The 26,366-nt window shown below is 72.5% G+C and carries 21 protein-coding genes and 3 pseudogenes; 16 read left to right on the forward strand and 8 right to left on the reverse strand.

Translation table 11 applies throughout. The features are described from left to right. Nucleotides 1-157: 157 nt before the first annotated feature. On the reverse strand, nucleotides 158-1,432 hold the full coding sequence (locus ACQEVS_RS26620; RefSeq protein ID WP_433024262.1) for a threonine synthase: 1,275 nt from the start codon (nucleotides 1,430-1,432) through the stop codon (nucleotides 158-160). A gap of 653 nt (nucleotides 1,433-2,085) precedes the next feature. Between ACQEVS_RS26620 and ACQEVS_RS26625 the strand changes: the two genes are divergently transcribed. Beyond that, nucleotides 2,086-2,718, forward strand: a complete 633-nt coding sequence (locus tag ACQEVS_RS26625; RefSeq protein WP_433024264.1) for a helix-turn-helix transcriptional regulator — start codon at nucleotides 2,086-2,088, stop codon at nucleotides 2,716-2,718. Between the two features lie 299 nt (nucleotides 2,719-3,017). Here the strand turns inward: ACQEVS_RS26625 and ACQEVS_RS26630 are convergent, their stop codons facing one another. Further along, on the reverse strand, nucleotides 3,018-4,727 hold the full coding sequence (locus ACQEVS_RS26630; protein ID WP_433024266.1) for a PucR family transcriptional regulator: 1,710 nt from the start codon (nucleotides 4,725-4,727) through the stop codon (nucleotides 3,018-3,020). 427 nt (nucleotides 4,728-5,154) lie between these two features. On the opposite strand from ACQEVS_RS26630, the gene ACQEVS_RS26635 reads away from it, so the two are divergent. The 5 genes and pseudogenes from ACQEVS_RS26635 (at nucleotide 5,155) to ACQEVS_RS26655 (ending at nucleotide 12,723) form a co-directional block, all read left to right on the forward strand. Beyond that, the gene (locus ACQEVS_RS26635) at nucleotides 5,155-6,051 is read left to right on the forward strand and encodes an FAD binding domain-containing protein (protein ID WP_433024268.1); all 897 of its coding nucleotides are present in this window, start codon (nucleotides 5,155-5,157) and stop codon (nucleotides 6,049-6,051) included. Beyond that, a pseudogene (locus ACQEVS_RS26640) lies at nucleotides 6,042-6,524 on the forward strand ((2Fe-2S)-binding protein); the annotation flags it as partial. The gene ACQEVS_RS26635 and the pseudogene ACQEVS_RS26640, both read left to right, overlap by 10 nt. A 339-nt stretch (nucleotides 6,525-6,863) precedes the next feature. After that, entirely contained in the window at nucleotides 6,864-9,191 is a 2,328-nt protein-coding gene (pucD, locus tag ACQEVS_RS26645) for a xanthine dehydrogenase subunit D (RefSeq protein ID WP_433027913.1), read from the forward strand. 746 nt (nucleotides 9,192-9,937) lie between these two features. Then, nucleotides 9,938-11,406: pseudogene (locus tag ACQEVS_RS26650) on the forward strand (NCS2 family permease). A gap of 141 nt (nucleotides 11,407-11,547) precedes the next feature. Next, nucleotides 11,548-12,723 carry an XdhC family protein gene (locus tag ACQEVS_RS26655; RefSeq protein ID WP_433024270.1) on the forward strand — a complete coding sequence of 392 codons (1,176 nt, stop codon included), beginning with the start codon at nucleotides 11,548-11,550 and terminating at the stop codon, nucleotides 12,721-12,723. Between the two features lie 85 nt (nucleotides 12,724-12,808). Here the strand turns inward: ACQEVS_RS26655 and ACQEVS_RS26660 are convergent, their stop codons facing one another. Beyond that, nucleotides 12,809-13,195 (reverse strand): nuclear transport factor 2 family protein, encoded by a 387-nt coding sequence (locus tag ACQEVS_RS26660; protein WP_433024272.1) that lies wholly within the window; start codon nucleotides 13,193-13,195, stop codon nucleotides 12,809-12,811. Nucleotides 13,196-13,307: 112 nt separating this feature from the next. Between ACQEVS_RS26660 and ACQEVS_RS26665 the strand changes: the two genes are divergently transcribed. The 3 genes from ACQEVS_RS26665 (at nucleotide 13,308) to ACQEVS_RS26675 (ending at nucleotide 15,487) form a co-directional block, all read left to right on the forward strand. Next, nucleotides 13,308-14,009, forward strand: coding sequence for a TetR/AcrR family transcriptional regulator (locus ACQEVS_RS26665; RefSeq protein ID WP_433024274.1), 702 nt, complete (start codon nucleotides 13,308-13,310; stop codon nucleotides 14,007-14,009). A gap of 63 nt (nucleotides 14,010-14,072) precedes the next feature. Further along, complete coding sequence (locus ACQEVS_RS26670) at nucleotides 14,073-14,870, forward strand: thymidylate synthase (RefSeq protein ID WP_433024275.1); 798 nt, start codon at nucleotides 14,073-14,075, stop codon at nucleotides 14,868-14,870. Next, complete coding sequence (locus ACQEVS_RS26675; protein ID WP_433024277.1) at nucleotides 14,867-15,487, forward strand: dihydrofolate reductase; 621 nt, start codon at nucleotides 14,867-14,869, stop codon at nucleotides 15,485-15,487. The genes ACQEVS_RS26670 and ACQEVS_RS26675 overlap by 4 nt, the downstream gene beginning before the upstream one ends. Before the next feature lie 357 nt (nucleotides 15,488-15,844). Here the strand turns inward: ACQEVS_RS26675 and ACQEVS_RS26680 are convergent, their stop codons facing one another. The 3 genes from ACQEVS_RS26680 to ACQEVS_RS26690 form a co-directional block, all read right to left on the reverse strand. Then, entirely contained in the window at nucleotides 15,845-16,270 is a 426-nt protein-coding gene (locus ACQEVS_RS26680) for a class I SAM-dependent methyltransferase (protein WP_433027916.1), read from the reverse strand. Between the two features lie 209 nt (nucleotides 16,271-16,479). Continuing rightward, nucleotides 16,480-16,752 (reverse strand): helix-turn-helix domain-containing protein, encoded by a 273-nt coding sequence (locus ACQEVS_RS26685; protein WP_433024279.1) that lies wholly within the window; start codon nucleotides 16,750-16,752, stop codon nucleotides 16,480-16,482. Beyond that, nucleotides 16,695-16,898 carry a hypothetical protein gene (locus ACQEVS_RS26690; protein WP_433028190.1) on the reverse strand — a complete coding sequence of 68 codons (204 nt, stop codon included), beginning with the start codon at nucleotides 16,896-16,898 and terminating at the stop codon, nucleotides 16,695-16,697. Before ACQEVS_RS26690 ends, ACQEVS_RS26685 begins: the two co-directional genes overlap by 58 nt. 125 nt (nucleotides 16,899-17,023) lie before the next feature. Here ACQEVS_RS26690 and ACQEVS_RS26695 point away from each other — a divergent pair, with 125 nt between their 5' ends. The 3 genes from ACQEVS_RS26695 (at nucleotide 17,024) to ACQEVS_RS26705 (ending at nucleotide 20,138) form a co-directional block, all read left to right on the forward strand. Then, the gene (locus ACQEVS_RS26695; RefSeq protein WP_433024281.1) at nucleotides 17,024-18,322 is read left to right on the forward strand and encodes an MFS transporter; all 1,299 of its coding nucleotides are present in this window, start codon (nucleotides 17,024-17,026) and stop codon (nucleotides 18,320-18,322) included. A gap of 96 nt (nucleotides 18,323-18,418) precedes the next feature. Next, a complete protein-coding gene (locus tag ACQEVS_RS26700; RefSeq protein WP_433024283.1) occupies nucleotides 18,419-19,417 on the forward strand; it encodes a hypothetical protein in 999 nt (332 codons plus the stop codon). A gap of 49 nt (nucleotides 19,418-19,466) precedes the next feature. Then, a complete protein-coding gene (locus ACQEVS_RS26705) occupies nucleotides 19,467-20,138 on the forward strand; it encodes an HAD family hydrolase (protein ID WP_433024285.1) in 672 nt (223 codons plus the stop codon). 95 nt (nucleotides 20,139-20,233) lie between these two features. Here the strand turns inward: ACQEVS_RS26705 and ACQEVS_RS26710 are convergent, their stop codons facing one another. Beyond that, entirely contained in the window at nucleotides 20,234-20,446 is a 213-nt protein-coding gene (locus tag ACQEVS_RS26710; RefSeq protein WP_433024287.1) for a DUF397 domain-containing protein, read from the reverse strand. Then, entirely contained in the window at nucleotides 20,443-21,315 is an 873-nt protein-coding gene (locus ACQEVS_RS26715; RefSeq protein WP_433024289.1) for a helix-turn-helix domain-containing protein, read from the reverse strand. The genes ACQEVS_RS26710 and ACQEVS_RS26715 overlap by 4 nt, the downstream gene beginning before the upstream one ends. Before the next feature lie 205 nt (nucleotides 21,316-21,520). Between ACQEVS_RS26715 and ACQEVS_RS26720 the strand changes: the two genes are divergently transcribed. The 4 genes and pseudogenes from ACQEVS_RS26720 to ACQEVS_RS26735 all read left to right on the forward strand — a co-directional run bounded on the left by ACQEVS_RS26720 (nucleotide 21,521) and on the right by ACQEVS_RS26735 (nucleotide 26,364). Then, nucleotides 21,521-21,976, forward strand: coding sequence for an ATP-binding protein (locus ACQEVS_RS26720; RefSeq protein WP_433024291.1), 456 nt, complete (start codon nucleotides 21,521-21,523; stop codon nucleotides 21,974-21,976). 175 nt (nucleotides 21,977-22,151) lie between these two features. Further along, nucleotides 22,152-22,688: a hypothetical protein gene (locus tag ACQEVS_RS26725; protein WP_433024293.1), complete on the forward strand. Its 537-nt coding sequence runs from the start codon at nucleotides 22,152-22,154 to the stop codon at nucleotides 22,686-22,688. 89 nt (nucleotides 22,689-22,777) lie between these two features. Next, a pseudogene (locus tag ACQEVS_RS26730) lies at nucleotides 22,778-24,306 on the forward strand (alkaline phosphatase D family protein). Between the two features lie 159 nt (nucleotides 24,307-24,465). Beyond that, a complete protein-coding gene (locus ACQEVS_RS26735; protein WP_433024295.1) occupies nucleotides 24,466-26,364 on the forward strand; it encodes an FG-GAP-like repeat-containing protein in 1,899 nt (632 codons plus the stop codon). Nucleotides 26,365-26,366 lie beyond the last annotated feature (2 nt).

Here is a 26,366-nt window from a genome sequence, read left to right on the forward strand (position 1 = left end):
GCTGAGCGGGTCGGAGCGGAGCTGATCGAGTCGGAACGGAGCTGAGGGGAACGGAACGAAGCTGAGCGGGTTGGATCGGGGTGAAATGGGCCAAAATGGAGCGGAATGGGGTGGGTCAGGGCAGGCGGGTGGGCGTCGAAGGCGGCGACGCCCCCGCTCACTCCGGCGGCTTGGCCTTCAGCCCGTTCCCGCACAGCGGCACCACGGCGAACGGACGGTCGCCCTCCACCGCGTGCTCCGGCACCAGCCCCTCCTGCAGCGCCGCCCAGCAGACGGCGGATGTCGGCTCCACGTACAGCCCGTGGCGGGCGAGTTCGCGGTGGGCCGCGACGATCCGGTCCTCCGGGACCGTCACGAACGTGCCCCCCGTCTCCCTTACCGCCCGCAGGACTTGGGGACCCCGGGCCGGCCGGGCGATGGCGATGCCCTCGGCGACGGTCGGTTCGGCGGTGATGCGTTCCGGTACCTCGCCGCCCAGCTCGGCGGCGCGCACGAGGGGCGCGCAACCGGCCGCCTGCACCGCCGTGATGGCGGGCAGCCGGTCGATCAGCCGCTGGTCGAGGAGTTCCTGACAGCCCAGGCGGGCGCCGAGCACGAGGGTGCCGTTCCCGGCCGGGAGGACGAGCGTGCCGGGCAGCCGGCCGCCCAACTGCTCCCACAGTTCGAGGACATAGGTCTTGGTGCCGTGCGGGAAGAACGGGTGGTGGACGTGGCTGGCGTAGAACGTCCCGGGCTCATCCGCCGCGCGGGCCGCCGCGGCGGCGGTGTCCTCGCGCGAGCCCCCGACCCGGTGCACTTCCGCGCCGTACGCGCGGAGTTGGGCCACCTTGCCCTCGGACGTGGCCGCCGGTACGTACACCTCGCAGGCGAGGCCCGCGCGCGCCGCGTAGGCGGCGACCGCCGTTCCCGCGTTGCCGCTGCTGTCCGCCATGACCTTCCGCACACCCAGCCGGGCGGCCAGCGCCACCAGCAGCACCGCGCCGCGGTCCTTGAACGAACCGGTGGGCATCAGATAGTCCGCCTTCAGCAGCACGTCCGGCCGGCCCGGCGCGCTGATCAGCGGGGTCATGCCCTCGCCGAGGCTGATTCGGGACGGGCGCGGCAGCGGCAGCGCCTCGGCGTACCGCCACAGGGTGGGCGGCCGCCGCCCGAGTTCGACGGCGTTGGGCATGGCGGGCGCGAAACCGTGGACGTCGAGCAGGCCGTGGCAGTCGGCGCACCGCCAGGCCAGATCGGTGAGGGCGTGCAGACGGCCGCAGGTGGTGCAGCGCAGCCGTATCGCGCCGCACGGGGCGTCCGGGTCGTGAGGGCTGTACGGGCCGTAGGTGCCGCCGTAGGTGCCGTATGGGTCCGAGGGGTCCGGGGAACCGTACGGTGAGTGGGTGGCGGGAGGGCGGAACGGGCCGGAGGGCCCCTCGGCCGGAAAACGCATCGTGCCTCTCCTCCTCGTGTCCTCCTCCTACGTCACGGGGCGGGGGAGCGGAAGCGGCGTGGCCGTCCCGCCGCGTGCGTACGGACGATCACGCACCGGTGGCCCTTCCTCCCGCGCCGCCTACGTGTCTCCGCATGCCATCCACTGTCCGGCGGCTCCTTGGAACCACGGAAAGGCCACGGACAGACCACATACAGACCATGTGCACCACAAGGACCTTGACAACCATGGCCAACTCCCCACCCAGGCAGAGTGTCCAGCGATCTGGACAGTTCGTCAAGAGTTGAAGGGCGTATCCCCAATGACGTACTTCTAGTCTCGTTCCGGACGCGCGGGACGGGATCGGACGGTCCGGCGAAGCCGATGGGCGTGCGGAGGCAGGGATGACATCACCGGCATCAGCGGGATCAGAGGCATCGGCGGGACCAGAGGGATCGGCAGGGCAACCGGAGGTACGGCCGGCAACGCCGGTGCCGCCGGCACCGCCGTCCGCACCGCCTTCCCACGAGAACGCCGCCGCCTCGGAGACACCGCGGGGACCGGAGACACCGCGGGGACCGGAGAAGCCACAGGCTCCGAAGTCGTCGCAGGATCCGGAGACGCCGCAGCGCCCGGAGACGCCGGAGGGCCCGGAGCACGGCACCGCGGACGCCGTGCTCCGCGCCCTGCGCCCGGTCGTCGACGGCCTCGCCGCCACGTTCGGCACCCAGTGCGAGGTGGTGCTGCACGACTACCGGACGCCCGACGCCAGCGTCGTCGCCCTCGCCGGATCCGTCACCTCGCGGTCCGTGGGCGGGGCCATGAGCGAGATCGGCCTGGAGATGCTCACGCGCGGCGACACCGCGCAGGACAAGGTCAACTACGTCACCAGGACGCCGGACGGGCGCACGGTGAAGTCGTCCACCCTGCTGCTGCGCGACGGCTCCGGGCACGTCTTCGGTTCCCTCTGTGTCAACCTCGACATCACCGAACTCCGGCTCGCCGCCAAGGCGATGGCTGCCCTGGTCGGCACGGCGGACCCGGCGCCGGCGGCCACGACGGTGTTCTCGGACGACATCGGCGAGGTCGTCACCGCCGTGATCGAACAGGAGGAGGAACGGCTCGGCCGGCCGCTGGCCCATGACTCGCGGCAGGGCCGGCTCCGGGTGATCGAGGCGCTGGACGCGCGCGGGGTGTTCCGGCTCAGCCGCTCGGCGCTGGTCGTCGCCGAGCGGCTCGGGGTGTCGCGGGCGACGGTCTACGCCGACCTGGGGCTGGTACGGGGGGAGCGGCGGGCACCGGACTGAGGAAGCCGCCGTGCTCCGCACGTCTTGACTCGCCCGCGGTGCCAGGCCCTCGCCTCCCTCGGCTCGTCCGCGGTGCCAGGCCCCACGCGCCCCTCGACTCGTCCGCGGTGCCAGGTCTCCCGCACGTCTCGGCTCGACCGCAGCGTCGGGCCCCCGGCCCCCAACTCGCCTGCGGTACCAGGCCCCTCGCACGCCCCTCAACTCACCCGGGCCAGACCCATCGCGCCCCTCAACCCACCCACGGCGCCAGCCGCCCCGCCTCCCCTCAACTGACCCACGGCGCCAGCCGCCCCGCCCCCTCAACTCATCCGCAGCGCCAGGAAGAAGTCCAGCTTGTCCTCCAGCCGCGACAGGTCGCGCCCGGTCAACTGCTCGATGCGGCCCACCCGGTAGCGCAGTGTGTTGACGTGCAGGTGCAGCCGCGTCGCGCAGCGCGTCCACGATCCGTCGGAGTCGAGGAACGCCTCCAGGGTCGGGATGAGTTCGGCGCGGTGCCGGTTGTCGTACTCGCGGAGGGGGTCGAGCAGCCGGGCGGTGAACGCGCGGCGGACGTCGTCGGGGACGAACGGCAGAAGCAGCACGTGCGAGGCCAGTTCCTGGTGGCCGGCCGCGCAGACGCGTCCGGGCCGGGCGGCGGCGACGCGGCGGGCGTGCCGGGCCTCCTCCAGGGCGCCGCGCAGTCCCTCCGCCGAGTGGACGGCGGCGCTGACGCCAAAGGTCAGGCGGCCGTCGCCGTCGAGCCCCCGGGAGAGCGGGGCGCGGACGGCGGACAGCAGCGCGTCGGCGTGCAGGCCGGTGTCGGCACCGGCCGGCCGGTCCTCGTCGGCGGTCGCGGAGACCGGGGCCGGGGCCGGGGGGAGAGGCACCAGGGCGACGGCCTCGTCGTCCGTGTGGGCGACGGCGATCCGCTCGGACGGCTCGGTCCCCGTCGCGTCCGGGGCGACCAGCGCCTCCTCCAGGAGGCTCTGGGCGATCGGCCCGGCCGGGAGGGCGGCGGCCGTCTCGCCGTCGGTCCACTCCACGCGGGCCACGACGACCTGCCAGTGCGGGGCGGCGCCCGTCCCCGGGGCCAGTACGGGCGCGGCGACCCGCAGCCGCGCGGCGATCTCGGCCGGCGCGGCGTTGGACTGGACGAGTTCCAGCACCTCCTGTGCCAGCCGGCGGCGGACCGTCCGGGCCGCCTCGCGCCGCTCCCGCTCGACGGCGATCAGCTGGGTGACGCCGTGCAGCAGGTCGAGGCGTTCGGCCGGCCAGTCGCCGGCGTCGGCCTCCACGGCGAGCAGCCAGTCCGAGAGGACGGTCTCGCGCGGGTCGGCGGGGCCGGTGGACGTGCCGCGGATGGGGAACAGGGAGTACGTGGCGCCGCCCGCCGTCACCCGGTGCGGGCCCCGGCGGCCCGACCGGGCCGCGGCCAGGTGCTCGCCCGCCAGGGCCGCGCTGACCTCGGACGGCAGCGCGGGGCCGGACCCGGCCAGTGAGGAGCCGGCGATCGGGCGGCCGGTGGGGGACAGGACCCAGGCCCGCAGGTCCAGGTCCGAGCCCAGCAGGTCGAGGACGACCTCCGGGCCGCCGCCCGCCGGGCCCGAGGTCATCAGCCGGCGGTGCCGGTCCACGACGGCGGCCAGATCGCCCGCGCGCTCGCCGGAGACCTGCCGGACGACGTGCTCGGTGATGGACGCGAACGACACCGTCTCGTCCACGGAGAACAGCGGCAGCCGGTGCCGGGCGCACGCCTCGATCAGGTCGTCCGGGGTGGAGCTGATCTCCGCCTCGCCCGCCGCGAGCCCGGCCACCCCGGCGGTGGCCAGGATGCGGACGAAGCGCTCCGAATCGGCCGGTTCCCGGCGCCACGCCAGGCCGGTGAGGACCAGTTCGCCGCCCGAGAGGTAGCGGCTCGGGTCGCGCAGATCGGTCGTCATCACGCCGCGGACGGTGCGGTCGAGCTCGTCCTCGCCACCGAGCAGTCGAAGGCCCAGCGCGTCGGTCTCCAGCAGTGCGCGCAGCCGCATGGTGGGTCGCCGCCGATCTTTCTCGTGTGCTGTCGTGTTACCGGTGCGAAGCCGTGAGGTTTCCGGACTCCGCCTTTCGTTCGAATCTACAAGACGGTGGAGGTGACCAGCCAACCGCTTCATGGTTTCGGTGACTGCTCCCTTCCGGTGAAGCCTCTGTGTACTGGCTGCACGCGGCATCGACCCGGCGCCGGCCCCCACCCGAAACCTCCCCCACGACCGACCCGCCCGGAGCCGTCCGAACGGCCCAAGCACGGCCCCCGTCCAGTCCCGCGCAGCCCGTACGGCCGTACCCGTCCCGCCGCGTCCGTCCCGTCGCCGGGCGGCCGGTACGGGCGGCGGGCGGTGCGGACCGGACGGATACGGCCGTACGGGCCGGACGGGCCACCGGCCCGGTGGCGGGACCAGAGCGAGAAGAGAAACGCCCATGGACTTCCTGCGCCCCGACCGCTGGGAGGACGCGCTGGCCGCCAAGGCCGAGCACCCCACGGCGGTGCCTCTGGCGGGCGGCACGGATGTGATGGTCGAGATCAACTTCGACCACCGCCGCCCCAGCCACCTCCTCGATCTCACCCGCATCGGCGAGCTCTCCGCGTGGCAGACCGACGGCCCCGACGTCCGCCTCGGCGCCGCCGTCCCGTACGCCCGCGTCATCGCGGAGCTGTCCGGTCCGCTTCCCGGCCTCGCCCTCGCCGCCCGCACGGTCGGCTCGCCGCAGATCCGCAACCGCGGCAGTGTCGGCGGCAACCTCGGCGCCGCCTCCCCGGCCGGCGACTCCCACCCCGCGCTGCTCGCGGCGGGCGCCGTGGTGGAGGCGGAGTCGGTGCGCGGCACCCGGCTCATCCCGATCGACGACTTCTACACCGGCGTCAAGCGGAACGCCCTCGCCCCGGACGAGCTGATCCGCGCCGTACGCGTCCGGAAGGCCGCCGGGCCGCAGCAGTTCGCCAAGGTCGGCACGCGCAACGCGATGGTCATCGCCGTGTGCGCGTTCGGTCTCGCCCTGCACCCCGACACCCGGACCGTCCGCACCGGCATCGGCTCGGCGGCGCCGACGCCCGTCCGGGCGCGGGCGGCGGAGGACTTCCTGGCCGCCGCCCTGGACGAGGCCCGCTGCTGGGACACCGGCCGGCCCGTACCGGACGCCGTCGCCGGGGAGTTCGCCGCCCTCGCGGCGGCCGCCTGCAACCCCATCGACGACGTACGCGGCAGCGCGGCCTACCGCCGCCGCGCGGTGGGGGTCATGGCCCGGCGCACGCTCGGCTGGGCGTGGCGGCAGTACACGGACGGGACGACGGGGGAGAGGGACGAACTGTGCGCGTGAACATGACGGTCAACGGCCGGCCGCAGCGGGCCGACGACGTGTGGGAGGGCGAGAGCCTCCTCTACGTGCTGCGTGAGCGCCTGGGCCTGCCAGGCTCCAAGAACGCCTGCGAGCAGGGCGAATGCGGTTCGTGCACGGTCCGCCTCGACGGCGTTCCGGTCTGCGCCTGCCTGGTCGCCGCCGGGCAGGCGGAGGGGCGCGACGTGGTCACCGTCGAGGGCCTGGCCGCCCGCGCGGGCGCTCCGGACGGTCAACTGTCCCCGGTGCAGCAGGCGTTCGTCGACGCGGGCGCCGTGCAGTGCGGTTTCTGCACCCCCGGCCTGCTCGTCGCGGCCGACGACCTGCTGGCCCGCGACCCGGACCCGTCCGACGCGGACATCCGCGAGGCCCTCTCCGGCAACCTCTGCCGGTGCACGGGCTACGAGAAGATCCTCGACGCGGTGCGCCTGGCGGCGGCGCGGGGTGGAGACGGCGGCGCTGGTGGTGCGGGTGGTGCCGGGGGCGGTGGGGGCGCCAGGTGCGGTAGAGGTGCCGGGGATGGCAGGGATGGCAGGGATGGCAGGGACGGCGGGGGGACCGGGGACGGCGGCGGGGACGGCCTGAGCGGCCGGGCCGGACGGGAGGACTGAGACGTGAGCGAACGACCTTTGCCTGGTGGGGCGGTTCCCGGCGCGTTGCCTTCCGGTGGCGGCCAAACCGGTGGCAGTCCCACCGCGAACACCCCCGCCCCCAGTGGCCCCACCACTCCCGGCAGGCCCCCCGGCCGCCTCGCTTCCGGCGGCCTCACGCAGGGCAGCCGCACCCGCGGCGGCATCGGTGAGTCGACGCTCCGCCCGGACGGCACGCTCAAGGTCACCGGCGAGTTCGCCTACGCCTCCGACCTGTGGCACGAGGACATGCTCTGGGGGCACACCCTGCGCAGCCCGCACGCCCACGCGCGGATCCGTTCCGTCGACGTCGCCGAGGCGCTGGCCACCCCGGGCGTGTACGCCGTCCTCACCCACGACGACCTGCCGGCCGCCACCCGCTACGGGCTGGAGCTCCAGGACACCCCGGTCCTCGCCGACGGCGTCGTCCGGCACCACGGCGAGCCGGTCGCACTCGTCGCCGCCGACCACCCGGAGACCGCGCGCCGCGCCGCCGCGAAGATCCGGGTGGTGTACGAGGAACTGCCGGTCGTCACCGACGAGGCGAGCGCGACGGCTCCCGGCGCGCCCGTCCTCCACCCCGGCCGCACCGACGGCCACGCGGCCCACGTCCCGCACCCCAACGTCGTCCACCGCCAGCCCGTCCGGCGCGGCGACGTCGCCGCCGCGAAGGCCCGGGCGGCGGCTGTCGTCACCGGTGAGTACGAGGTGGGGATGCAGGACCAGGCGTTCCTGGGGCCGGAGTCGGGCCTCGCGGTACCCGCCGAGGACGGTGGCGTCGACCTCTACGTCGCCACCCAGTGGCTGCACGCCGACCTCCGGCAGATCGCGCCCGTCCTCGGCCTGCCGGAGGACAAGGTGCGGATGACGCTCTCCGGCGTCGGCGGCGCGTTCGGGGGCCGCGAGGACCTGTCCATGCAGGCCCACGCCTGCCTGCTCGCGCTGCGGACCGGCCGGCCGGTCAAGATGGTCTACAACCGGTTCGAGTCCTTCTTCGGGCACGTGCACCGGCACCCGGCCCGGCTCCGCTACGAGCACGGCGCCGACCGTGACGGCCGGCTCCTCTACGTCACGGCCCGTATCGTCCTGGACGGCGGCGCGTACGCCTCCTCGTCCCCGGCCGTCGTCGGCAACGCCGCCTCCCTGGCCGTCGGCCCGTACGAGTGCCCGAACGTCGACGTCGAGGCACTGGCCCTCTACACCAACAACCCGCCCTGCGGGGCGATGCGCGGCTTCGGCGCCGTCCAGGCGTGCTTCGCCTACGAGGCGCAGATGGACCGGCTGGCCGCTGAACTCGGCCTCGATCCGGTCGAGTTCCGGCGCCGAAACGCGATGTCCCAGGGCTCGGTGATGCCGACCGGTCAGGTCGTCGACTCGCCCGCCCCCGTCGCCGAGCTGCTGCGCCGCGTCAAGGCGATGCCGATGCCGCCCGAGCGGCAGTGGGAGACCGCCGGCGGCGGCCCCGACCTGCGGGCGCTGCCCGGCGGCGTCGCCAACACCACGCACGGCGAGGGCGTCGTACGCGGGGTCGGCTACGCGGTCGGCATCAAGAACGTCGGCTTCTCGGAGGGCTTCGACGACTACTCCACGGCGCGGGTGCGGCTGGAGCACGCCGGCGGGGAGGCCGTGGCCACCGTGCACACGGCGATGGCGGAGGTCGGGCAGGGCGGTGTCACGGTCCACGCGCAGATCGCCCGGACCGAACTGGGCGTCTCCCGGGTGACCATCCAGCCGGCCGACACCCGCGTCGGATCGGCCGGTTCCACGTCCGCGTCCCGCCAGACGTACGTCACGGGCGGAGCCGTCCGGCACGCCTGCCGGACCGTCCGCGAGCGCGTACTGGACCTCGGCCGGACGAAGTTCGGCACGTACCACCCGGCCTGGGCGACCGCCGAACTCCTGCTGGAGGACGGCAAGATCGTCACCGACGGGGGTGAGGTGCTGGCGGCCCTCGCGGACGTCCTGGAGGGGGAGGAGCCCGTCGAGGCCGAGGTGGAGTGGCGGCACCGCCCCACCGAACCGTTCGACCTGCGCACCGGCCAGGGCACCGGCCACGTCCAGTACTCCTTCGCCGCCCACCGCGCGGTGGTGGAGGTGGACACCGAACTGGGCCTGGTCAAGGTCGTCGAACTGGCCTGTGCCCAGGACGTCGGCAAGGCCCTCAACCCGCTCTCCGTCCTCGGCCAGATCCAGGGCGGGAGCACGCAGGGGCTGGGGCTCGCCGTCATGGAGGAGATCGCGGTGGACCCGGCCACGGGCAAGGTGCGCAACCCCTCCTTCACCGACTACCTCATCCCCACCATCCTCGACACCCCGGCCATGCCGGTCGACGTCCTCGAACTCGCCGACCCCCACGCGCCGTACGGGCTGCGGGGCGTGGGCGAGGCGCCGACGCTCTCCTCCACCCCCGCCGTCGTGGCCGCCATCCGGCAGGCGACGGGACTGGCGTTGCGGAGGGTGCCGGTGCGGCCGGAGCATCTGACGGGGGGTTGAGGGAGGGGCGGCTGCGCGGGGGGCGGGTGTGTACGTGGCGGTGCGTGGTCCTCCGACGTTCCGGGGTGGCGCTGCCGGCGGCCGTGCGCCGGGGTGTGCGACCGGCGGATCTGCCCGGGGGCGCGCGCCGGCGGTCCGCGCTCGCGGTTCGGGATCGGCGGTACGTGGTCGACGGTTTGTGGCCGGTGGTTCGTGTCGGGAGGCGCGTGCTTGACGGTCCGTGCCTGACGGGTTCGCACTCGACGGGTGACAGTGCCCGGTGGCCCGGTGGCCCGGTGGCCCGGTGGCCCGGTGGTTGGCCGGTTGTCCGGGCGGCGGGGGTGGAGTGCCGCGCCTGCTCCCCGCGGTCCCCCACACGGCCGCCATCGGGCATCGCTTCCGCCCGGCCAGGTACCCGCCTGATCGGGTGCCAGGTCGGTCCAGGTGTCCGTCCGGCCGGGAATCCGCTCGGCCGGGAATCCGCTCGGCCGGGTACCGCGGGGCACCGACCGACTGCCCCGCTGACGCTGACCGCACCGCGCCTCAACATGCTCAACACTCCCAACGCCCCCATCCACCCCCACCACCCATCCACCTCGACTACCCCAACTTGCCCAGCCCCCACGACGCGTCCCCCCCGACCCGCCACACCTCAGCATCCACCCATCCTCCCCACCCGTAGCACCCATCCACCCCTTCCGTCCCTCACCCCCCGTCCACCCCCACCGGCATTGCACCGCCCGGCATCCAAGGAGCAGGCAGACACCATGACGCAGCCATCCGTGGAGCCGGCGGCCACGGCCGCGGGCGCGAGCGCGGGCTCGTGTCCCCGGCCGACAGGTCCCGGCTCGCCCGGCTCGACCGGTACTTCCAGATCTCGGCACGCGGTTCCACACCCGCCCGCGAGGTGCGCGGCGGTATCACCACGTTCATGGCGATGTCCTACATCGTGCTGCTCAACCCGCTGATCCTGTCCGGCAAGGACGCGTCCGGGCACACCCTCGGGCACGCCGCCCTCATCACGGCGACCGCGCTGGCCGCGGCCGTCTGCACCCTGCTCATGGGCCTTGTCGGCAAGGTCCCGCTGGCGCTCGCCGCCGGGCTAGGCGTCTCCGGGGTGCTGGCCGGCCAGGTGGTCCCGCACATGACCTGGCCGCAGGCGATGGGCATGTGCGTGCTGTACGGGGGCGTCATCGTCCTGCTGGTCCTCACCGGGCTGCGCGAACTCGTCATGAATGCCATCCCGTTGGCGCTCAAGCACGCCATCACCATCGGCATCGGGATGTTCATCGCCCTCATCGGCCTGGTGAAGGCGGGGTTCGTGCACCCGGCCAAGGGCGGCGGGCCGGTGTCCCTGGGACCCGCGGGCGAGCTCGCCGGCTGGCCGGTGCTGGTCTTCTGCGTGACGCTCCTGATCATCTTCATGCTCCAGGCGCGGAACATCCCGGGCGCCATCCTCATCGGCATCGTGACCGGCACCGTCCTGGCCGTCGCGGTCAACGCCGTCGCGGACCCCGGCCCCGGAACCTGGCAGTCCGGTGCACCCGAACTCCATGGGAGCGCCGTCTCCCTGCCCGACTTCTCCCTCCTCGGCGACGTCTCGTTCGGCGGCTGGGGCTCGCTCGGCGCGCTGAGCGTCGGGGTGATCGTCTTCACCCTCGTCCTGGCCGGTTTCTTCGACGCGATGGCCACGATCATCGGGGTCGGTACGGAGGCCGGCCTCGCCGACGACCGCGGCCGGATGCCCGGCCTCAGCCGGGCGCTGCTCGTCGACGGCGCGGGCGGGGCGATCGGCGGGCTCACGGGCGCGTCGGGCCAGACGGTCTTCATCGAATCCGCCACCGGTGTCGGCGAGGGGGCCCGTACCGGACTGTCGTCCGTCGTCACCGGCCTCCTCTTCACCGCGTGCCTCTTCTTCACCCCGCTCACCCGGATGGTCCCGGGGGAGGTCGCGGCGGCGGCGCTGGTGGTCATCGGCGCGATGATGATGAGCCATGCGCGGCACATCGACTGGAACGACCGGGCGGTGGCCGTCCCGGCGTTCCTCACGGTCGTCCTCATGCCGTTCACGTACTCGATCACGGCCGGGGTCGGCGCGGGGGTCATCGCCTACACCGCGATCAGAACGGCAGAAGGGAAGTGGCGGGAGCCGGGGGCCTTCATGTGGGTGCTGACGGCGGTCTTCACAGTCTACTTCGCGCTGCATCCCATCGAGAACTGGCTGGGCGTCAAGTAGGAGTCACGTAGGAGAGGTGACGCGGAAGCACAGAAGAGCGGAAGCACGCAGCAAGGAAGCACGCAGCAAGGAAGTACGCAGCACGGAAGCACGAGAGAGCAAAGAGCGGAAAGCGGAAGAGCAGGGAAGGAACGTTCCGTCATGCTGGACCTCGCGGAAGACCTGCAGCGCTGGTGCGCGGAAGGCCGCGACTTCGCCGTCGCCACCGTCGCCTCCGTCCACGGCAGCGCACCAAGACAGCCGGGCGCCGCCCTCGCCGTGGACGCGGCGGGCACGGCGATCGGCTCCGTCTCCGGCGGCTGCGTCGAGGGCGCCGTCTATGAGCTCTGCCGCGAGGCGCTGGAGACCGGGTCCGGCCGCCGCGAGCGCTTCGGCTACTCGGACGAGGACGCGTTCGCGGTGGGCCTGACCTGCGGGGGCGTGATCGAGGTCCTGATCACGCCGGTACGGGCGGCGGACCCCTGGCGGGGCGTGTACGAGGCGGCGCTGTCGGCGGCGGCCGGCGGGGAGCCCACGGCGTTGGTCCGCTCCCTGTCCGGCGCGGGTCCGGGCGCGCTCCTGGTCCGCCCGGATGGCACCTTCTCGGGCACGATCGGAGTCGCGCCGGAGCCAGCGCCGGGGCCGGGGTCGGGGCCGGCGGCGTGGTCGTCGGCGTCGGTGAGCGACCGGCGGGCGGCCGACGAGGCCGCCGCCTTCCTGGCCGCCGGCCGTACGGGCGCGCTGACGCTGGGCGCCGACGGCGCGTACTGCGGCCGGCCGACCGAGCTGCTGATCGAGACCAGTGCCCCGCCACCGCGCCTGATCGTCTTCGGCGCGATCGACTTCGCGGCGGCGCTGGTGCGCGTCGGAAAGTTCCTCGGCCACCACGTCACGGTGTGCGACGCCCGCCCGGTGTTCGCCACCCGCGCCCGCTTCCCGGACGCGGACGAGATCGTCGTCGACTGGCCGCACCGCTACCTGGACGGTCAGCACTCGGACCCGCGCACGGCCGTCTGCGTCCTGACCCACGACGAGAAGTTCGACATCCCGCTCCTGGTCCGCGCCCTCCGCCTCCCCCTCGCCTACGTCGGCGCCATGGGCTCCCACCGCACCCACCACGCCCGCCTCACCCGCCTCCGCGAGGCGGGGCTGGGGGAGGCGGAGCTGGCCCGCCTCCGCTCGCCCATCGGGCTCGATCTGGGCGGCCGGACGCCGGAGGAGACGGCCCTGTCGATCGCGGCGGAGATCGTCGCGGTGCGCAGGGGCGGCTCGGGGGCGCCACTGCGCGGGGCCGCGGTGCCGATCCACCGGGCGGTGGTGGGAGCGGGGTGCCGCTGACAAGGAGAGGACGGAGACCACAGAGGAAGGAGGAAGACGAAGAGCGCGGAGGAGAGCGGAGACCGCGGAGGAAAGAGGACGTGCCTCAGACGAAGAAGGCGTTCATCCCGTCGACGTCCGACAGGTACGTCTCGATGCCCGCTATCTTGCCGTCGCGCAGGCGGCAGACGGTGGACAGGTGTTCGTCCAGGCGCACGTCGCCCCGCCGGGCGGTGTTGTGCAGGGAGAGGGCCATGTTCTCGCGGCTGACGAGGATGTGCAGCAGCTTGAAGTCGACGCCGTAGGAAGCGATCTTCGCGGCCCGCTCCACCACCGCGTCGGCCCCCTCCGCCGTGCCGGAGATCGCGTTGTCGCCGGGCAGCGTCCAGGTGGCGTCGTCGGTGAGCAGCGTCCGGATGCCGTCCCAGTCGCCGGCGCCGAGGAAGGCGTGGAAACGGACGCCGAGTCGGTGGGCGGCTTCGTACCGGTTCATGGTTCCTCCACGATGATGAGCACGATGACGAGGTTAAAGCGATGGACTTCGCTTTAAATCCACTCAAGCAGGCGGGGAGCTAAAGCGCAATCCTTTGCTTTAAGGTGGAGGGGTGCCCGCCAAAAGCAAAGACAGCCGCCCCGGCGGCCGGAGCGCCCGCGTCCGCGCCGCCGTCCACCGGGCGGTGGTGGATCTCGTCGGTGAGGTCGGCGCCGACAAGGTGACCGTCCCGGCGGTGGCGCGCCGCGCCGGCGTCCACCCCAGTTCGGTGTACCGGCGCTGGGGGACGACCTCCGCCCTGCTCGCGGACGTGGCGGACAGCCGCCAGGAAGAGGAGGCACCCGAACTGCTCGGCGATCTCCGCCGGGACCTGGAACGGGTGGCGGAGTGGACGCTCGCCGACCTCTCCCGGCCGGGAGGCGTGGCCTTCTTCCGCGCCGAGGTGGCACCGGACGTGGACGACCGCAGGGCGGGCCTCCGCGCCTGCCTGGAACGGGTCAGCGCCCGCTTCCGGGCCCCCTTGGAGGCGGCCGCCGGGCGCGGCGGAACGCCGCCCTCCCTGGAGCGGGTGCTCGACCGCGTCGTCGCCCCCCTCTACTTCCGCGTGGTGTTCTCCGTCCCCGGGACGGATGAGCGCTACGCGCGGGACCTCGTCGCCGAACTGTGCGCCGAACACCCGGACGGCCTTTCCGGCCCTCCCGGCCCTCCCGTCCCCCTTGCACCCCTGACCCTTCCGGCTGACGGTTCCTGGCCGCGTCGAGGACGCCCGCCGGATGACCCCGCCCGCGAGGGTCCGCCTGCCCGCGGACCGTGACGGCCGCGGACCCGTGATGGCCGTGGAGAGGTCCCGTCCGGGCGGCCGGTAGAATCGACGCCCGTGGCGGACACCCAGTACGAAGACCTGTTGCGGCTAGTGCTCACCTCCGGAACGGCCAAGGCCGACCGGACGGGCACCGGCACCCGAAGTGTCTTCGGGCACCAGCTGCGGTACGACCTCTCGCAGGGATTCCCCCTGGTCACCACCAAAAAGGTGCACCTGAAGTCCATCGTGTACGAACTGCTGTGGTTCCTCCGCGGCGACTCGAACGTCGGCTGGCTGCGTGAGCACGGCGTCACCATCTGGAACGAGTGGGCCGACGAGAACGGCGACCTCGGTCCCGTCTACGGCGCGCAGTGGCGCTCCTGGCCCGCCCCGGACGGCCGGCACATCGACCAGATCAGCGAGGTCCTCGACACGCTGCGCCGGAATCCGGACTCCCGCCGGATGATCGTCTCCGCCTGGAACGTCGCCGAGCTGGACAGGATGGCGCTGGCGCCGTGCCACGCCTTCTTCCAGTTCTACGTGGCCGACGGCAAGCTCTCGTGCCAGCTCTACCAGCGCAGCGCGGACCTGTTCCTCGGCGTGCCGTTCAACATCGCCAGCTACGCCCTGCTCACGCACATGGTGGCGCAGCAGGTCGGCCTCGAACCGGGTGACTTCATCTGGACCGGCGGCGACTGCCACATCTACGACAACCACGTCGAGCAGGTGACCGAGCAGCTCTCGCGCACCCCGTTCGACTTCCCCACGCTGCGGCTGCGGAAGGCGGACTCGCTCTTCTCCTACGCGTACTCCGACGTCGAGGTGGTCGACTACCGGCACCACCCGGCGATCAAGGCCCCGGTCGCGGTATGAACGACGCGGTGGCGGACGGCGAGCGACCGGACAGCGGCAAAACGAACAGCGGCAGGACGAACAGCGGCGACCGAACGCCGAGCGGCCGGATACAGAGCGGCCGTACGAACGTCGGGCTGATCTGGGCGCAGGCCCGCGACGGTGTGATCGGCGCGGGCAACGCGATCCCGTGGCACCTGCCCGAGGACCTGGCCCACTTCAAGGCCGTCACCCTCGGCCATCCGGTCGTGATGGGGCGCAGGACGTGGGATTCGCTGCCCCCGAGGTTCCGTCCCCTGCCGGGCCGGCGCAACATCGTGGTCACCCGCGATCCGGACTGGGCGGCCGACGGCGCCGACCGGGCCGGTTCCGTCGCCGAGGCGCTGCGCCTCGCGGCCGAGCCGCAGGATGCGTCCGCGCCCGCCGAGGTGTGGGTGATCGGCGGCGGCGAGATCTACCGCGCGGCCCTGGAGTACGCCACGGTGCTCGCGGTGACCGAGGTCGACCTCACGGTGGACGGCGGAGACACGTACGCCCCGGCCCTGGACGGCTCGTGGACGCTCACCGAGGACACCGGCTGGCAAACGTCCGCCTCCGCTGCCGGACCGCGCTATCGCATGCGCGGATACGCCCGGTGAAGAGTCCGGCGGTGACGGGCGGTTCGACGGCGAGGTGACCCTCGTCGTACTGCCGCTGCGCGAGGCGGAGCGGTCGAGTGCCAGGGGTGCTGACCTGGTTTCTTTCCTGGCTGCCGACCGGTCGGGCCATGTCACGGGTCGACTGCCGGGAACCCAGGGCGAGTTGGCGTTCCGCACGGGGTTCCCCGGCACAAACGAGTCGCCGGCCATCCGTCTAGGCCATGGTTGCGCGCACGAGGAGCGTGCCCACGGCTTCGTCCGCCGGTGGCGGGATGATCCGGGCGTCGACGTCGTCGAAGCCGTGGCGTTCGAGCAGCTCGGCCCACATATGGGGGGCGTACTGCCGGCGCAGGACGGTCAGTTCGCGTTCGCGTCCCTCCAGCCACTTGCCCCCATCTGTTGCGGTCCGTACGCGTCGGGGACGGGCTCGGCGTGGCTGAAGACGAAGACGCCGCCGGGCGTGAGCCGTTTGGTGACCAGGGGGAGGAGCCGATCGGGGTCGGTGAACCAGACCGCGCCCCACACGGAGCAGATCGCGTCGTACTCGGTCGCCTCAGAGCCGAGGAACTCGCATGCGTCGGCATGGATGAAGCCGACGTCCGGCTCGTCTGCCCACCAGCGGCAGGCCCGTTCCACTTGGCCGGCGGAGAAGTCCACGGCGGTGACCCGGACGCCCCGGCGGGCGAGGTGTACGGCGCCGGTGCCCTCCCCGGGCCCGAGTTCCAGGGCTGTGCGGGGCGTGCCGAGCAGTTCCGGGCCGGGGCCGCTCTGCGACCAGTTGATCGCGTGGGTCTGAGCATCCCCGCCTACGCGGGGACCACGCCTTCACGCACCCGGACGACGCCATCGAGGACATCAACGACGGACCACCCCCGCGTACGCGGGGACCACGCCACCGGCGGCGACTGGCAGCGGGACGTGTTCGGACCACCCCCGCGAACGCGGGGACCACCCTTCACCACCTGCGCTTTCATAGCCACCAGGTGGCAATTCTATTCACCACCCACGCACGGCACGGGTACCGGGAGAGAGGTACGCCCACGACCCCGGGCTCCCCTCCCGTACACGCGAGCGTAGGTAGACGGGTGGACATCGGTGGCCGGTGGGACGACCCGTTGGTCCAAGGCGACTCGGTGCGTACACGCGAGCGGTATGAGCATGTCGAGCGTGGGGCGTCGTTTGCCCGATTCGCGGTGGGACAACGTACTCAGAGAGGTCCCGGTCCCGTCGGCGAGCGTTTCATGGCGAGGCCGCGGTCGTGCCACAGCGCGCGTGGTCGCGAACCGTTGGCCGCCAGGGTCTCGGCCAGTTCGGCGTCCGTGAGGTCCGTGGTGTCTGTGGGGTCCGCCGGGACCGTAAGGCAGGTGGGGTGGCAGGTGAAACCGGACAGAAGGTGGGCTCTGGTGACCACGACCACTCCTCCCGTACAACCGGACCGACCAGGGCCGCCCGCCCAGCCCACACCCCCCACACCCCCGCCCCACCCCACTCAGCACCCGCCGCCGCTGGACGATCCTCGTCGTCTGCGCGTTCAGCATGTTCCTCGTCGGCCTCGACACCACCATCGTCAACGTGGGCCTGCCCGAGACAGGCCGTGGTCTCGGCGTGGACACCCGCGGCCTGGAGTGGGTTGTGGACGCGTACACCGTGGTCCTGGCCAGTCTCCTCATCGCCTCCGGGGCGCTCGCGGACCGTTTCGGCCGTCGCCGGGTCTTCCGGGCCGGACTGAGCGTCTTCGGCGCCGCGTCCCTCGCCTGCGCGTTCGCCCCCACGCCCGGCCTGCTGGTCGCCGCCCGGGCGGTCCAGGGCGTCGGAGCGTCGATGCTGAGTCCGGTGGCCCTGGCGATCGTGGTGAACGCGATGCCTGATCCGCGGGAGCGGGCTCGGGCGATCGGCGTGTGGGGTGCGGTCTTCGGGCTCAGTATGGCGGCGGGCCCGGTCACCGGCGGCGGGCTCATCGCCGCGTTCGGCTGGCGGGCGGTGTTCTGGATCAACGCGCCGGTGATCGTCGTGGCGTTGGCGCTGGTCGCGGCGTTCGTACCGGAGTCCCGGGGGCAGCGTGCCCGGCGGGTCGACGTTCCCGGGCAACTCCTGCTAACCGTGACGCTGTTCCTGTCGGTCGGCCTCCTGATCGAGGGGCCCCGCGTCGGCTGGGCCTCGCCCTGGGCCACGGCCGCCTACGCGGCGATCGCCGCGTCCGCGTCAGCCTTCGTCCTGACCGAGCGCCGAAGGCACGAACCCCTCATGGATCCGGCCCTCTTCCGGCGACCACCGTTCGCCGCGGCCGTGCTCGGCGCGGTGGCGGTGTTCACCGCGCTGAACGTGACGCTGCTGCTCAACACCCTCTACCTCCAGCACACCCGCGGCTGGTCGCCGCTCGCGACGGGCGCGGCGACGCTGCCCATGGCGCTCGGCGCCACCGTGTGCGCGCCGTGGTCCGGCACGCTGGTGGCGCGCCTCGGCCCCCGGCGTCCGCTCCTCGCGGCGGGCGTTCATCGTCGCGGGCGGCCTGTGCCTGACCGATCTCAGCCGGGACACGAGTGTCCCGCCGCTCCTCCTCGCCTACCTGCTGATCGGCGCCGGCTTCGGCTTCGCCAACGCGCCGATCACCAACACCGCCGTCAGCGGCCTCCCGCCGTCGCGGGCGGGTGTGGCCGGGGCGGTCACCTCCACGGCGCGGCAGGTCGGTTCGGCGGTGGGCATCGCGGTCGCGGGCGGCCTGGTCGCGGGCGTCGCTCAGGCCCGGCTGGCGCACGCGACGCGGCCCGGCTGGGTGCTCGTGACGGCGTGCGGCCTTTTCCTCCTCGTCGTGGCCCGGGCGTCCCGGGCGTCTAGGACGGCACCGCGGCCGGCCGGCTGAACCGCACGTGCCACCCGCCCGCAGCCGCTACCCTGGCAGGCCCGCCGCCCACCACGCCGGGAGCGCCGCCCATGATCCGACGCCGTCACGGGAACGCGTTCGTCTGCTGCGACCTGTGCCCCGGGCGTCCCGTCCTCCCCACCCCCAACGACGAGGTCAACCCGGCCAAGTGCATCCGCTGCCAGGGGGATTACCGCTGGCTGCCGGTGCCGCACCCGGAGGACCACCTGTGCGACGTCTGCCGGCGGGAGTGCCCGGACTGCCAGGCGCCCTCCGCGACGGGCGGCCGGTGCCTGACCTGCCAGGGCAGGTGCCGCACCTGCCAAGGTTCGCTGCCGGAACGCGACTTCACCGTCCATGCGGTGGAGCCCGAGGCGCGCAAGGACCGCAAGCGCCGCTGGCGCCGCCACTTCTACCCGCACACCGCCGGCCGCGACCGCTGCGACCGCTGCCTGGAGCAGGCCGGTTCCCGCGACCCGCTGCGGGCGGTCCTGGCGGCCGTCCCGGACCGCCTCCTGCGCGCCTGCGGCGGCGCCTACCCACCGGAGGCGATGCGGACGATCTGGGCCCAACTGGACCACCGCACGGCGCGCCAGCTTGTCGAACGCGTCGAACGCCGCTGGTGGACGAGCTGGTCGAACCGTCCCCTCCGGCGGGACGCCGACGAGCGGCGGGACGGTTACGGGCCCGACGACGTCGTCCTGTGGCTCCTGGCCCCCGCCGGCTGCTACGCCGCCTGCGAGGACGGCTTCGACCCGGACGACCCGGACCTCCCCTGTCCCGCCTGCCGCGGCCACGCAGCCCTCCCCGGACCGTCCGCCACCCGCGGGGAACCCGCCGAGGATCCGTCCCGCACCGCGGACCGCACCCCGGCCGAGGCCGTCGCCCACCGCCCGCCCATGACCGAATGCACCGGCAGGGACGGCGCCTGCGGCGTCCCCGTCACCGCCCCCTACCGCCAGTGCCCCGCCTGCCTCGACTGGCCCTTGTGCGCCTGCGGCTACCGCCGCTACGACCCGGCTCGCGCCACGGCGTGCCCGGCCTGCTCGTCCGCGCCCGACAGGGGCTGATGGCGTCGTCGTTGCGTCCGGTGGTGCACCGGACGCAACCGGCCCTAGCATGCCTCCCGTGATCAGAGCTGTGGTCTTCGACGTCGGTGAGTGCCTTGTGGACGAGACGAGGGAGTACGGGACTTGGGCGGACTGGCTGGGCGTGCCGCGTCATACGTTCGCCGCCACGTTCGGAGCGGTCATCGCCCAAGGCCGGGACTATCGCGAGACGTTTCAGGTCTTCCGCCCTGGGTTCGACCTTCACGCGGAGCGGGAGAGGCGTGCGGCGGCCGGGAAGCCGGAATGGTTCGGTGAGGCCGACCTCTATCCGGACGTACGGCCCGCACTGCGGGAACTGCGTGCCGCCGGTCTGTGGCTGGCCATCGCGGGCAACCAGACCGTCCGAGCGGGGAGCCTGCTCCGTGAGCTGTTCCAGGAGGACGTGGATCTCATCGGCACCTCTGACGACTGGGGTGCGAGCAAGCCCGATCCCGAGTTCTTCGCCCGCGTCGCGAAGGCGGTGCCTTTCGAGGCCGAGGAGATCCTGTATGTGGGCGACCGGTTGGACAACGACATCCGGCCGGCGGTTGCGGCCGGCATGCGGACGGCTCTTGTCCGTCGCGGCCCGTGGGGCGTCATCCAACAGCACGATCCGCTCGCCTCGGAGCTGCCGACCTTCCGCATCGACCACCTCACCGAGCTGACGACCCACATTCGAGCGTTCAGCCGAGCTGAGTGCTGATCGTCAATCTCGGAAGTTTCCAGGCGCGATGAAGCCCTGGCAACTGGTACCGGGCTGAGGCACCGGACTCCGTCAAATCAGCGGGGGCCTCTCTCCTACAGGTCGTCGAACTCCCCTTTCGCCATGCCGTCCGCGAAGGCGGCCCACTCGCCGGCGGTGAAGAACAGGACGGGCCCTTCGCGATCCTGGCTGTCCCGTATGGCTCGCCCTCCGTCGGCTGTCCGGGCGACTTCCACGCATTCCTGGTACGGGCCCTGCGAGGCGGATGCCTTCTTGAACTCCGTTACGATGTGCCGGTTCTTCATCATTCAGCTTCCCCGCCTTCCGGGATGTCCTTCATTACGGTCCGGAGGAATTCCACGCTCTGATCGGGAGCAAGAGCGGACGAGCGCAGCGCTTCAAAGATGCGGACGTGCTTGGCGACGTCGTCCGGTTCCTCCAGGATGACAGTGTTCGTAGGGGTGTCGAAGGCGACGGCTTCCGGTGCGGGCTCCGGGCCGAAGCTGTAGACCACGAAGTGGCTTGCCATGTGCGCGGCTTTCCACTCGCTCACCGGAAGGACTTGAACCGTCACATTCGGCTGCTGTGCCATCTCTGCGATGTGACACAGCTGTTCGCGATGCACTTCGGCGGACGGCATGGGTGCCGTAAGGGCCGGCTCCCAGATCACCGCTGCGAAGTGCGCGCCCTTCTCGCCGATCGCGCGCCGCCGTTCTTCCTTGACCTTCAGGAAGGCCTCTTCGGCTTCCGCTGTGTAGACGTTGAGGCTGGAGTGCCGCGTCAGCGTGCGCACGTAGTCCGGGGTTTGGAGCAAGCCGGGGATGAACAGCGGCTGCCAGGTGCGAATGTATGAGGCGTCGCCTTCGAGGGTGACGAGGTCGGTGAACTGGTCCGGAAGCCGGTGGTCCATCCACCAGCCGCGTCGATTGCTGACCCGGGCAAGTCGCTCAAGGTGTTCACGAACGACGGGGTCGGTGACTCCGTACAGTTCGAGCATGAGGCGCACGTCGCCCGGCTTGGCGGTGACTTGCCCCGCTTCGATGCGGCTCACCTTGGACTTGGAGCCGGCGATCTTTTCTGCCGCATGCTCCTGATCCAACTTGGCCGCCTCGCGGTAGCGCCGCAGTGTCGCGCCAAGTCGCCTGCTGCGAACCGTCGGTCGCCCACCTGCGGGCATGGTCCCTCCCTGACTGTCTGTGTCCAGTCTGCACGCGTCGTGACGCTACACGCTAGCGAGTAACCTCTACGAGGTGAAATGCAACTTTGCGTTGACATTGAGTTGCAGTCTGCGTGAGTTGCACTCTAGCGTGAGGTGCGCCACATGGTGCCGACCGTGAGTGGCGCTCGTGGCCCAGGTTCCGTCTGCCTGCCCTGGGGGCTGCATGTCCGGACGCACGACCCGACGCGATTTCCGAACTGATCGGAGAGCTGTTTTCGGCGCTCGGAGGTATGTCGAATCGGTGTGCCGGGACTGGAAGGTTCGAGCCGAGCCGGCCGCGTCGGCTGTCCTTCTGGTCAGTGAACTGGCGACCAATGCCGTGCTGCACGCCACAGGGGGCGAGGGCGTGTTCGAGCTCTGCCTGCGTCGCAGACGCGGAGTGCTTGTCATCGAAGTGACCGACTGGTCTGGCCTGAGCATTCCTGAACCGACGCCGAACGAACCTGAGTTCGTTGCCGAGGTGCCATACGCAAGTTGTGAAGCCGGCTTTGACCTCGATCGTGTCGGCCAATCAGGCCGAGGTCTCCTGATTGTCGCCTGCCTTGCGACGAAGTGGGGGGTTCGGCAGCGGCTGGATGGTCCCGGTAAGACCGTGTGGGTCCACCTCGAATTGAGATAGACGAAGTGTCTGTGTCCGTCGGGCGGCCTCTGTGAGGCGCCGCTTTGCGCCGGGTGTTCTTCCCCAAGCCCGTGTCCCGGCCCGGGTGGCTGCTGACCGCTGTGGGAGCAGTCCCACCCGGTATGCCGCGCAATCGGCCTGCCCTTCAATCACCATCATTCGATCGGAGTCGACCGTGATCAGGTACAACGCCGACTGGCTCGTATCCCGCGACCCCCGCCCCCGCGAGATCCGCGAGACATGGATGCGCGACGCGCCCGCCATGCTCCGGACCGGTATGCACTTCGAAGCCGTCCGGCTGGCCGCCGGTGTGGTCGGGGTGCTGGCGGGCAGTGGCGAACGAGACGCTGTCGAGGGGGCCTTCAAGGCGGCCGGCGTCGCGAGCGCCGTGATCGTCGATCCGTCCGGACGCTGGTTCTACGTCCTCGTGCCACCGGGGACGGCCATGGGATGGGACGTTCCCGGCATTCACGTCCTGGCCGCCGACCACTTCCTCGGCGTTCCGGCGCCGTACCGGGCCGATCCACCCGGTACGCACTGGCTCCTCTGCCCACCGCAAGGAGAGGAGGAACTCGTCGACCCGGGGGCCTTGCGGCAGCTGATCGCGGCAGCGTGTGCTCGTGTGGCCGTCGAGTCGGCGGAGGCGCCGGGGGAGGGGAACCACCGTGCGAGCGAGCCGCCTTGGAGGTCCCGTCGCCACCCCGCCACGTGACCCCCCGACCCCGCATGACGGGATCCCACCCCCCGCTCCCGGCGGTACCCTCGTCCCGTCGGACTCCGTTACGTGAGGGAGTGGAGCGCATGACGCGCGAGTTGCGGCGGCAGCGGCGGTCGGACAGGGAGTTGAGCGGGCAGGAGGTGGGCGAGGAGCCGTTCACCCTGGGGGTCGCGTCCGGGGATCCGCTGCCGGACGGGGTCGTGCTCTGGACGAGGCTGGCGCCACGGCCGTTGGAGGCGGATGGCGGGTTGCCGCCGGAGTGCCGCATTCCGGTGGAGTGGACCGTAGCCGCCGACGAGGAGCTGCGGGACGTCGTCCAGAGCGGGGTCGCGGCGGCCGACGGGGCGGACGCGCACAGTGTGCACGTCGAGGTGGGCGGGCTGGAGCCGGGGCAGACGTACTGGTACCGCTTCCGCTGCGGGCCGTGGGCCAGTCCGGTGGGGCGGACGCGGACCGCGCCCCCGCCCGGGTCCGACGTCCGCCAGGTGAGGGTGGGGCTGGCCTCCTGCCAGCAGTACGACGAGGGGTACTACACGGCGCTCGCGCACCTCGCGCGGGAGGACCTGGACGCCGTCCTCTTCGTCGGGGACTACATCTACGAGAACGAGATCAACGCCCAGGCCGGCGCGCGCGGTTACAGCGGCGAGCAGCAGCTGCCGGAGGTCTTCAACCACTGGCTGACCACCCTCGACGGCTACCGGCTGCGCTACGCCCTCGGCAAGACCGACGCCGATCTCCAGGCCGCGCACGCCGCGCACCCCTGGATCGTCACCTGGGACGACCACGAGGTCGAGAACAACTACGCCGGCGCCGTCTCCCAGGGCAACCTCCCCACCGACGAGTTCCTGCGCCGCCGAGCCGCCGCCTACCGCGCGTACTGGGAACACATGCCGCTGCGCGAGGCGCAGCGCCCCTGCGGCCCGGACGCGTTGCTGTACCGGCGGTTCGATTACGGGGGGCTGGTGCGGTTCGACGTCCTCGACACCCGGCAGTACCGCTCCGACCAGGCGTACGGGGACGGCTGGCAATACCCCGGGCCCGAGTCGGAGGACCCCGCGCGGACGCTCACCGGGGCCGAGCAGGAGGGGTGGCTGCTGGACGGCTTCCGGGGGTCGTCCGCGCTCTGGAACGTCGTCGTCCAGCAGGTCGCCTTCTGCCGGCGGAAGGGGAACGTCGGGCGGGCCAAGGTGTCGATGGACGCCTGGGACGGGTATCCGGCCTCGCGCCGCCGGGTCCTCCAGGGGGCGCGGGACGCCGGGATCGCCAACCTCGTCGTCCTCTCCGGCGACGTCCACGTCCACTACGCGATGGACATCAAGGAGGACTTCGACGACCCGGCCTCCGCGACTGTGGGCGTCGAGATCGTGGGCACGTCCGTGTCCAGCGGGTTCGACGGGGTCGAGCGGCCGGACGACTGGGAGAACGTGATGCGGGTCAATCCGCACATCAAGTACTACGCGGAGCGCCGGGGTTACGTCGTCGTCACCTTCACCCCGGACGGGGTGAGGGCCGACTACCGCGTCCTGCCGTACGCCACGCGGCCGGGGCGCCCGTCGGTACCGACGCGAGCTTCGTGTCCCGGGCGGGGCGGCCGGGATTCGTCCCGGCGTAAGCGGGAAAGGGGCCCCGCGTAAGCGGGAACAGGTCTCCGCCCAAGCGGGGAAGGGGTGGCGGGCGGCGGCCCGGCCACCCCGGCGGCCCCGCCATCAACTGCACTGTGCAAATATTTGGTCGAATGTTTGTCCCCAGTTCCCTAGTGCAGTGAGTCGCCTTGACACCTCACAGATGGTCCCGGAGCCTCGCCACCGTCCTCGCCATGGCGGCCTGTGGCGCCTCCGCCACCGCCGCCGTGGCGGCCCCCGGCCCCGGCACGGGTCCCGGCTCCGGCACCACTTCGAAGCCCACGTCCTCCGCGTCGGCCCCCGCGACCCGCGCCACCCCGTCCGCCGTCGAGAAGTTCTGGACGGCCGACCGCCTCGCCGCGGCCGTGCCGCTGGACGCCGGCCGGGGCGCGCCCGCCGCGTCCCCACGCCCCGGGGTCTCCCGGCTGGCCCCGCCCGGACCCGTCGGCACCGCCCCCAAGGGCACCCCCAAGGGCGTGTACGGGGACGGCATACCCGCCGTCGGCACGTTCTTCTTCGACACCAAGGCCACGGGCGCCACGTACTGTTCCGCGAGCATCGTCCGCAGCGCGCACCGGAACCTCGTCCTCACCGCCGGGCACTGCGCCAAGCACGCGGCCGACAAGGGCATCTTCATCCCGCAGTTCCGCAAGGGCAAGGCGGTGAAGGACCAGCCCTTCGGCGGCTACCCGGTCCAGAAGGCGTTCACGTACGCCAACTACCAGCCCAACAGCATGCGCGCCGACTCCGACCTCGACTTCGCGTTCCTGCGCGTCGGCCCGGAGTACCAGCGCAAGAAGCAGGTGGAGGAGGTCACCGGCGCCGGGCTGCGGCTGCGCGACACCCCGCGCCTCGCCAACCAGGTCACCGTCCACGGCTACCCGCACCTCAGCGGCAACGGCCAGCGGGCGATCAGCTGCACCGTGCCGACCGAGCGGCTCACGGGCTTCCGCCAGATGCTCATGCGGTGCGCCGGGTTCTACGGCGGCGTCTCCGGAGGCCCGTGGGTCACCGGTTACAACGCCAAGACCCGCACCGGCGACGTCATAGGCAACGTGGGCGGCTACTACGGCGGCGGCCCGCCGCGCAGCTCCGGCCACGACGACTGGATGAGCTACTCGCCCGTTTACGGGCAGGAGATCCAGGACCTCTACCGCGCCGCCGTCGCGGACCGCGCCCCGGGCACCGCCCCGCTGCGCGGCCTGTACGAAGGCCGGCTGGCCGGTCCCGCGAGCGACTGGAAGTACGCCACCCACGTCATCGCCGCCGACGTCGACGCCGACGGCCACGACGACCTGCTGGTCATCTGGAAGGACGGCGAGGCCACGCTCTACCCGGGCGACGGCCGCGGCGGCTTCGGCGCCCCGCGCACCCTCGCGAAGCAGAAGAGCTTCTGGAAGAACGCCCGCTCCGTCACCGCGGGCGACTTCACCGGCGACGGCCGCCCCGACCTCATGGTCCTGTGGGCCAAGGACGACAAGAAGGACACCTCCACCGGCAAGGTGAGCGTGTACTCCGACATCAGCGCGGCGCGGCTGACCGGCACCAAGGAGTACGTCGTCCAGCAGGCCGGCTCCGAGTGGAAGTACGCCACCGCGATCACCGCCGGCGCCTTCAACTCGGGCAAGGCGAACGACGTCGTGGTCCGCTGGAAGGACGGCGACGTCACCCTGCACAGCGGCGTCACCGGCAGCGGCACCGGCCGCGAACGCACCCTGGTGACGAAGGACGCCGCCTGGAAGGACGCCGTCTCCCTCACCACCGCGCAGCTCTCCGGCAAGGGCGCCGACCTGCTCGTCCGCCGCGCGGACGGCAAGCTGGAGGCGTTCCCCGGCATCACCGCCACGTCCGGCCGCCTCGGCGGAAGCGCCGTCCTCCAGCCCGCCCACCCGTCGTACACCCGCAACTCCGCGATGGCGGCGGGCGACTTCACCGGCTCCGGCCGGCGCGCCGACCTGCTGGTCCGCTGGGTCGAGGGCGAGACCTCCCTCTACGAGGGCACGGGCCCGAAGCGGATCGGCACCTGGAAGACCATGGTGTCGCCGTGAGG

Origin of the sequence: Streptomyces sp. CA-181903, assembly GCF_050937075.1 — a bacterium.
In the GTDB taxonomy this organism is placed as follows: domain Bacteria; phylum Actinomycetota; class Actinomycetes; order Streptomycetales; family Streptomycetaceae; genus Streptomyces.

What these genes read in the sequence shown, in the direction of transcription:
- ACQEVS_RS26620 (WP_433024262.1), bottom strand. Translation starts at nt 1,432, where the DNA reads ATGCGTTTTCCGGCCGAGGGGCCCTCCGGCCCGTTCCGCCCTCCCGCC.
- ACQEVS_RS26630 (WP_433024266.1), bottom strand. Translation starts at nt 4,727, where the DNA reads ATGCGGCTGCGCGCACTGCTGGAGACCGACGCGCTGGGCCTTCGACTG.
- ACQEVS_RS26710 (WP_433024287.1), bottom strand. Translation starts at nt 20,446, where the DNA reads ATGATGAAGAACCGGCACATCGTAACGGAGTTCAAGAAGGCATCCGCC.
- ACQEVS_RS26675 (WP_433024277.1), top strand. Translation starts at nt 14,867, where the DNA reads ATGAACGACGCGGTGGCGGACGGCGAGCGACCGGACAGCGGCAAAACG.
- ACQEVS_RS26655 (WP_433024270.1), top strand. Translation starts at nt 11,548, where the DNA reads ATGCTGGACCTCGCGGAAGACCTGCAGCGCTGGTGCGCGGAAGGCCGC.
- ACQEVS_RS26695 (WP_433024281.1), top strand. Translation starts at nt 17,024, where the DNA reads ATGTTCCTCGTCGGCCTCGACACCACCATCGTCAACGTGGGCCTGCCC.
- ACQEVS_RS26715 (WP_433024289.1), bottom strand. Translation starts at nt 21,315, where the DNA reads ATGCCCGCAGGTGGGCGACCGACGGTTCGCAGCAGGCGACTTGGCGCG.
- ACQEVS_RS26720 (WP_433024291.1), top strand. Translation starts at nt 21,521, where the DNA reads ATGTCCGGACGCACGACCCGACGCGATTTCCGAACTGATCGGAGAGCT.
- ACQEVS_RS26635 (WP_433024268.1), top strand. Translation starts at nt 5,155, where the DNA reads ATGGACTTCCTGCGCCCCGACCGCTGGGAGGACGCGCTGGCCGCCAAG.
- ACQEVS_RS26660 (WP_433024272.1), bottom strand. Translation starts at nt 13,195, where the DNA reads ATGAACCGGTACGAAGCCGCCCACCGACTCGGCGTCCGTTTCCACGCC.
- ACQEVS_RS26700 (WP_433024283.1), top strand. Translation starts at nt 18,419, where the DNA reads ATGATCCGACGCCGTCACGGGAACGCGTTCGTCTGCTGCGACCTGTGC.
- ACQEVS_RS26705 (WP_433024285.1), top strand. Translation starts at nt 19,467, where the DNA reads ATGCCTCCCGTGATCAGAGCTGTGGTCTTCGACGTCGGTGAGTGCCTT.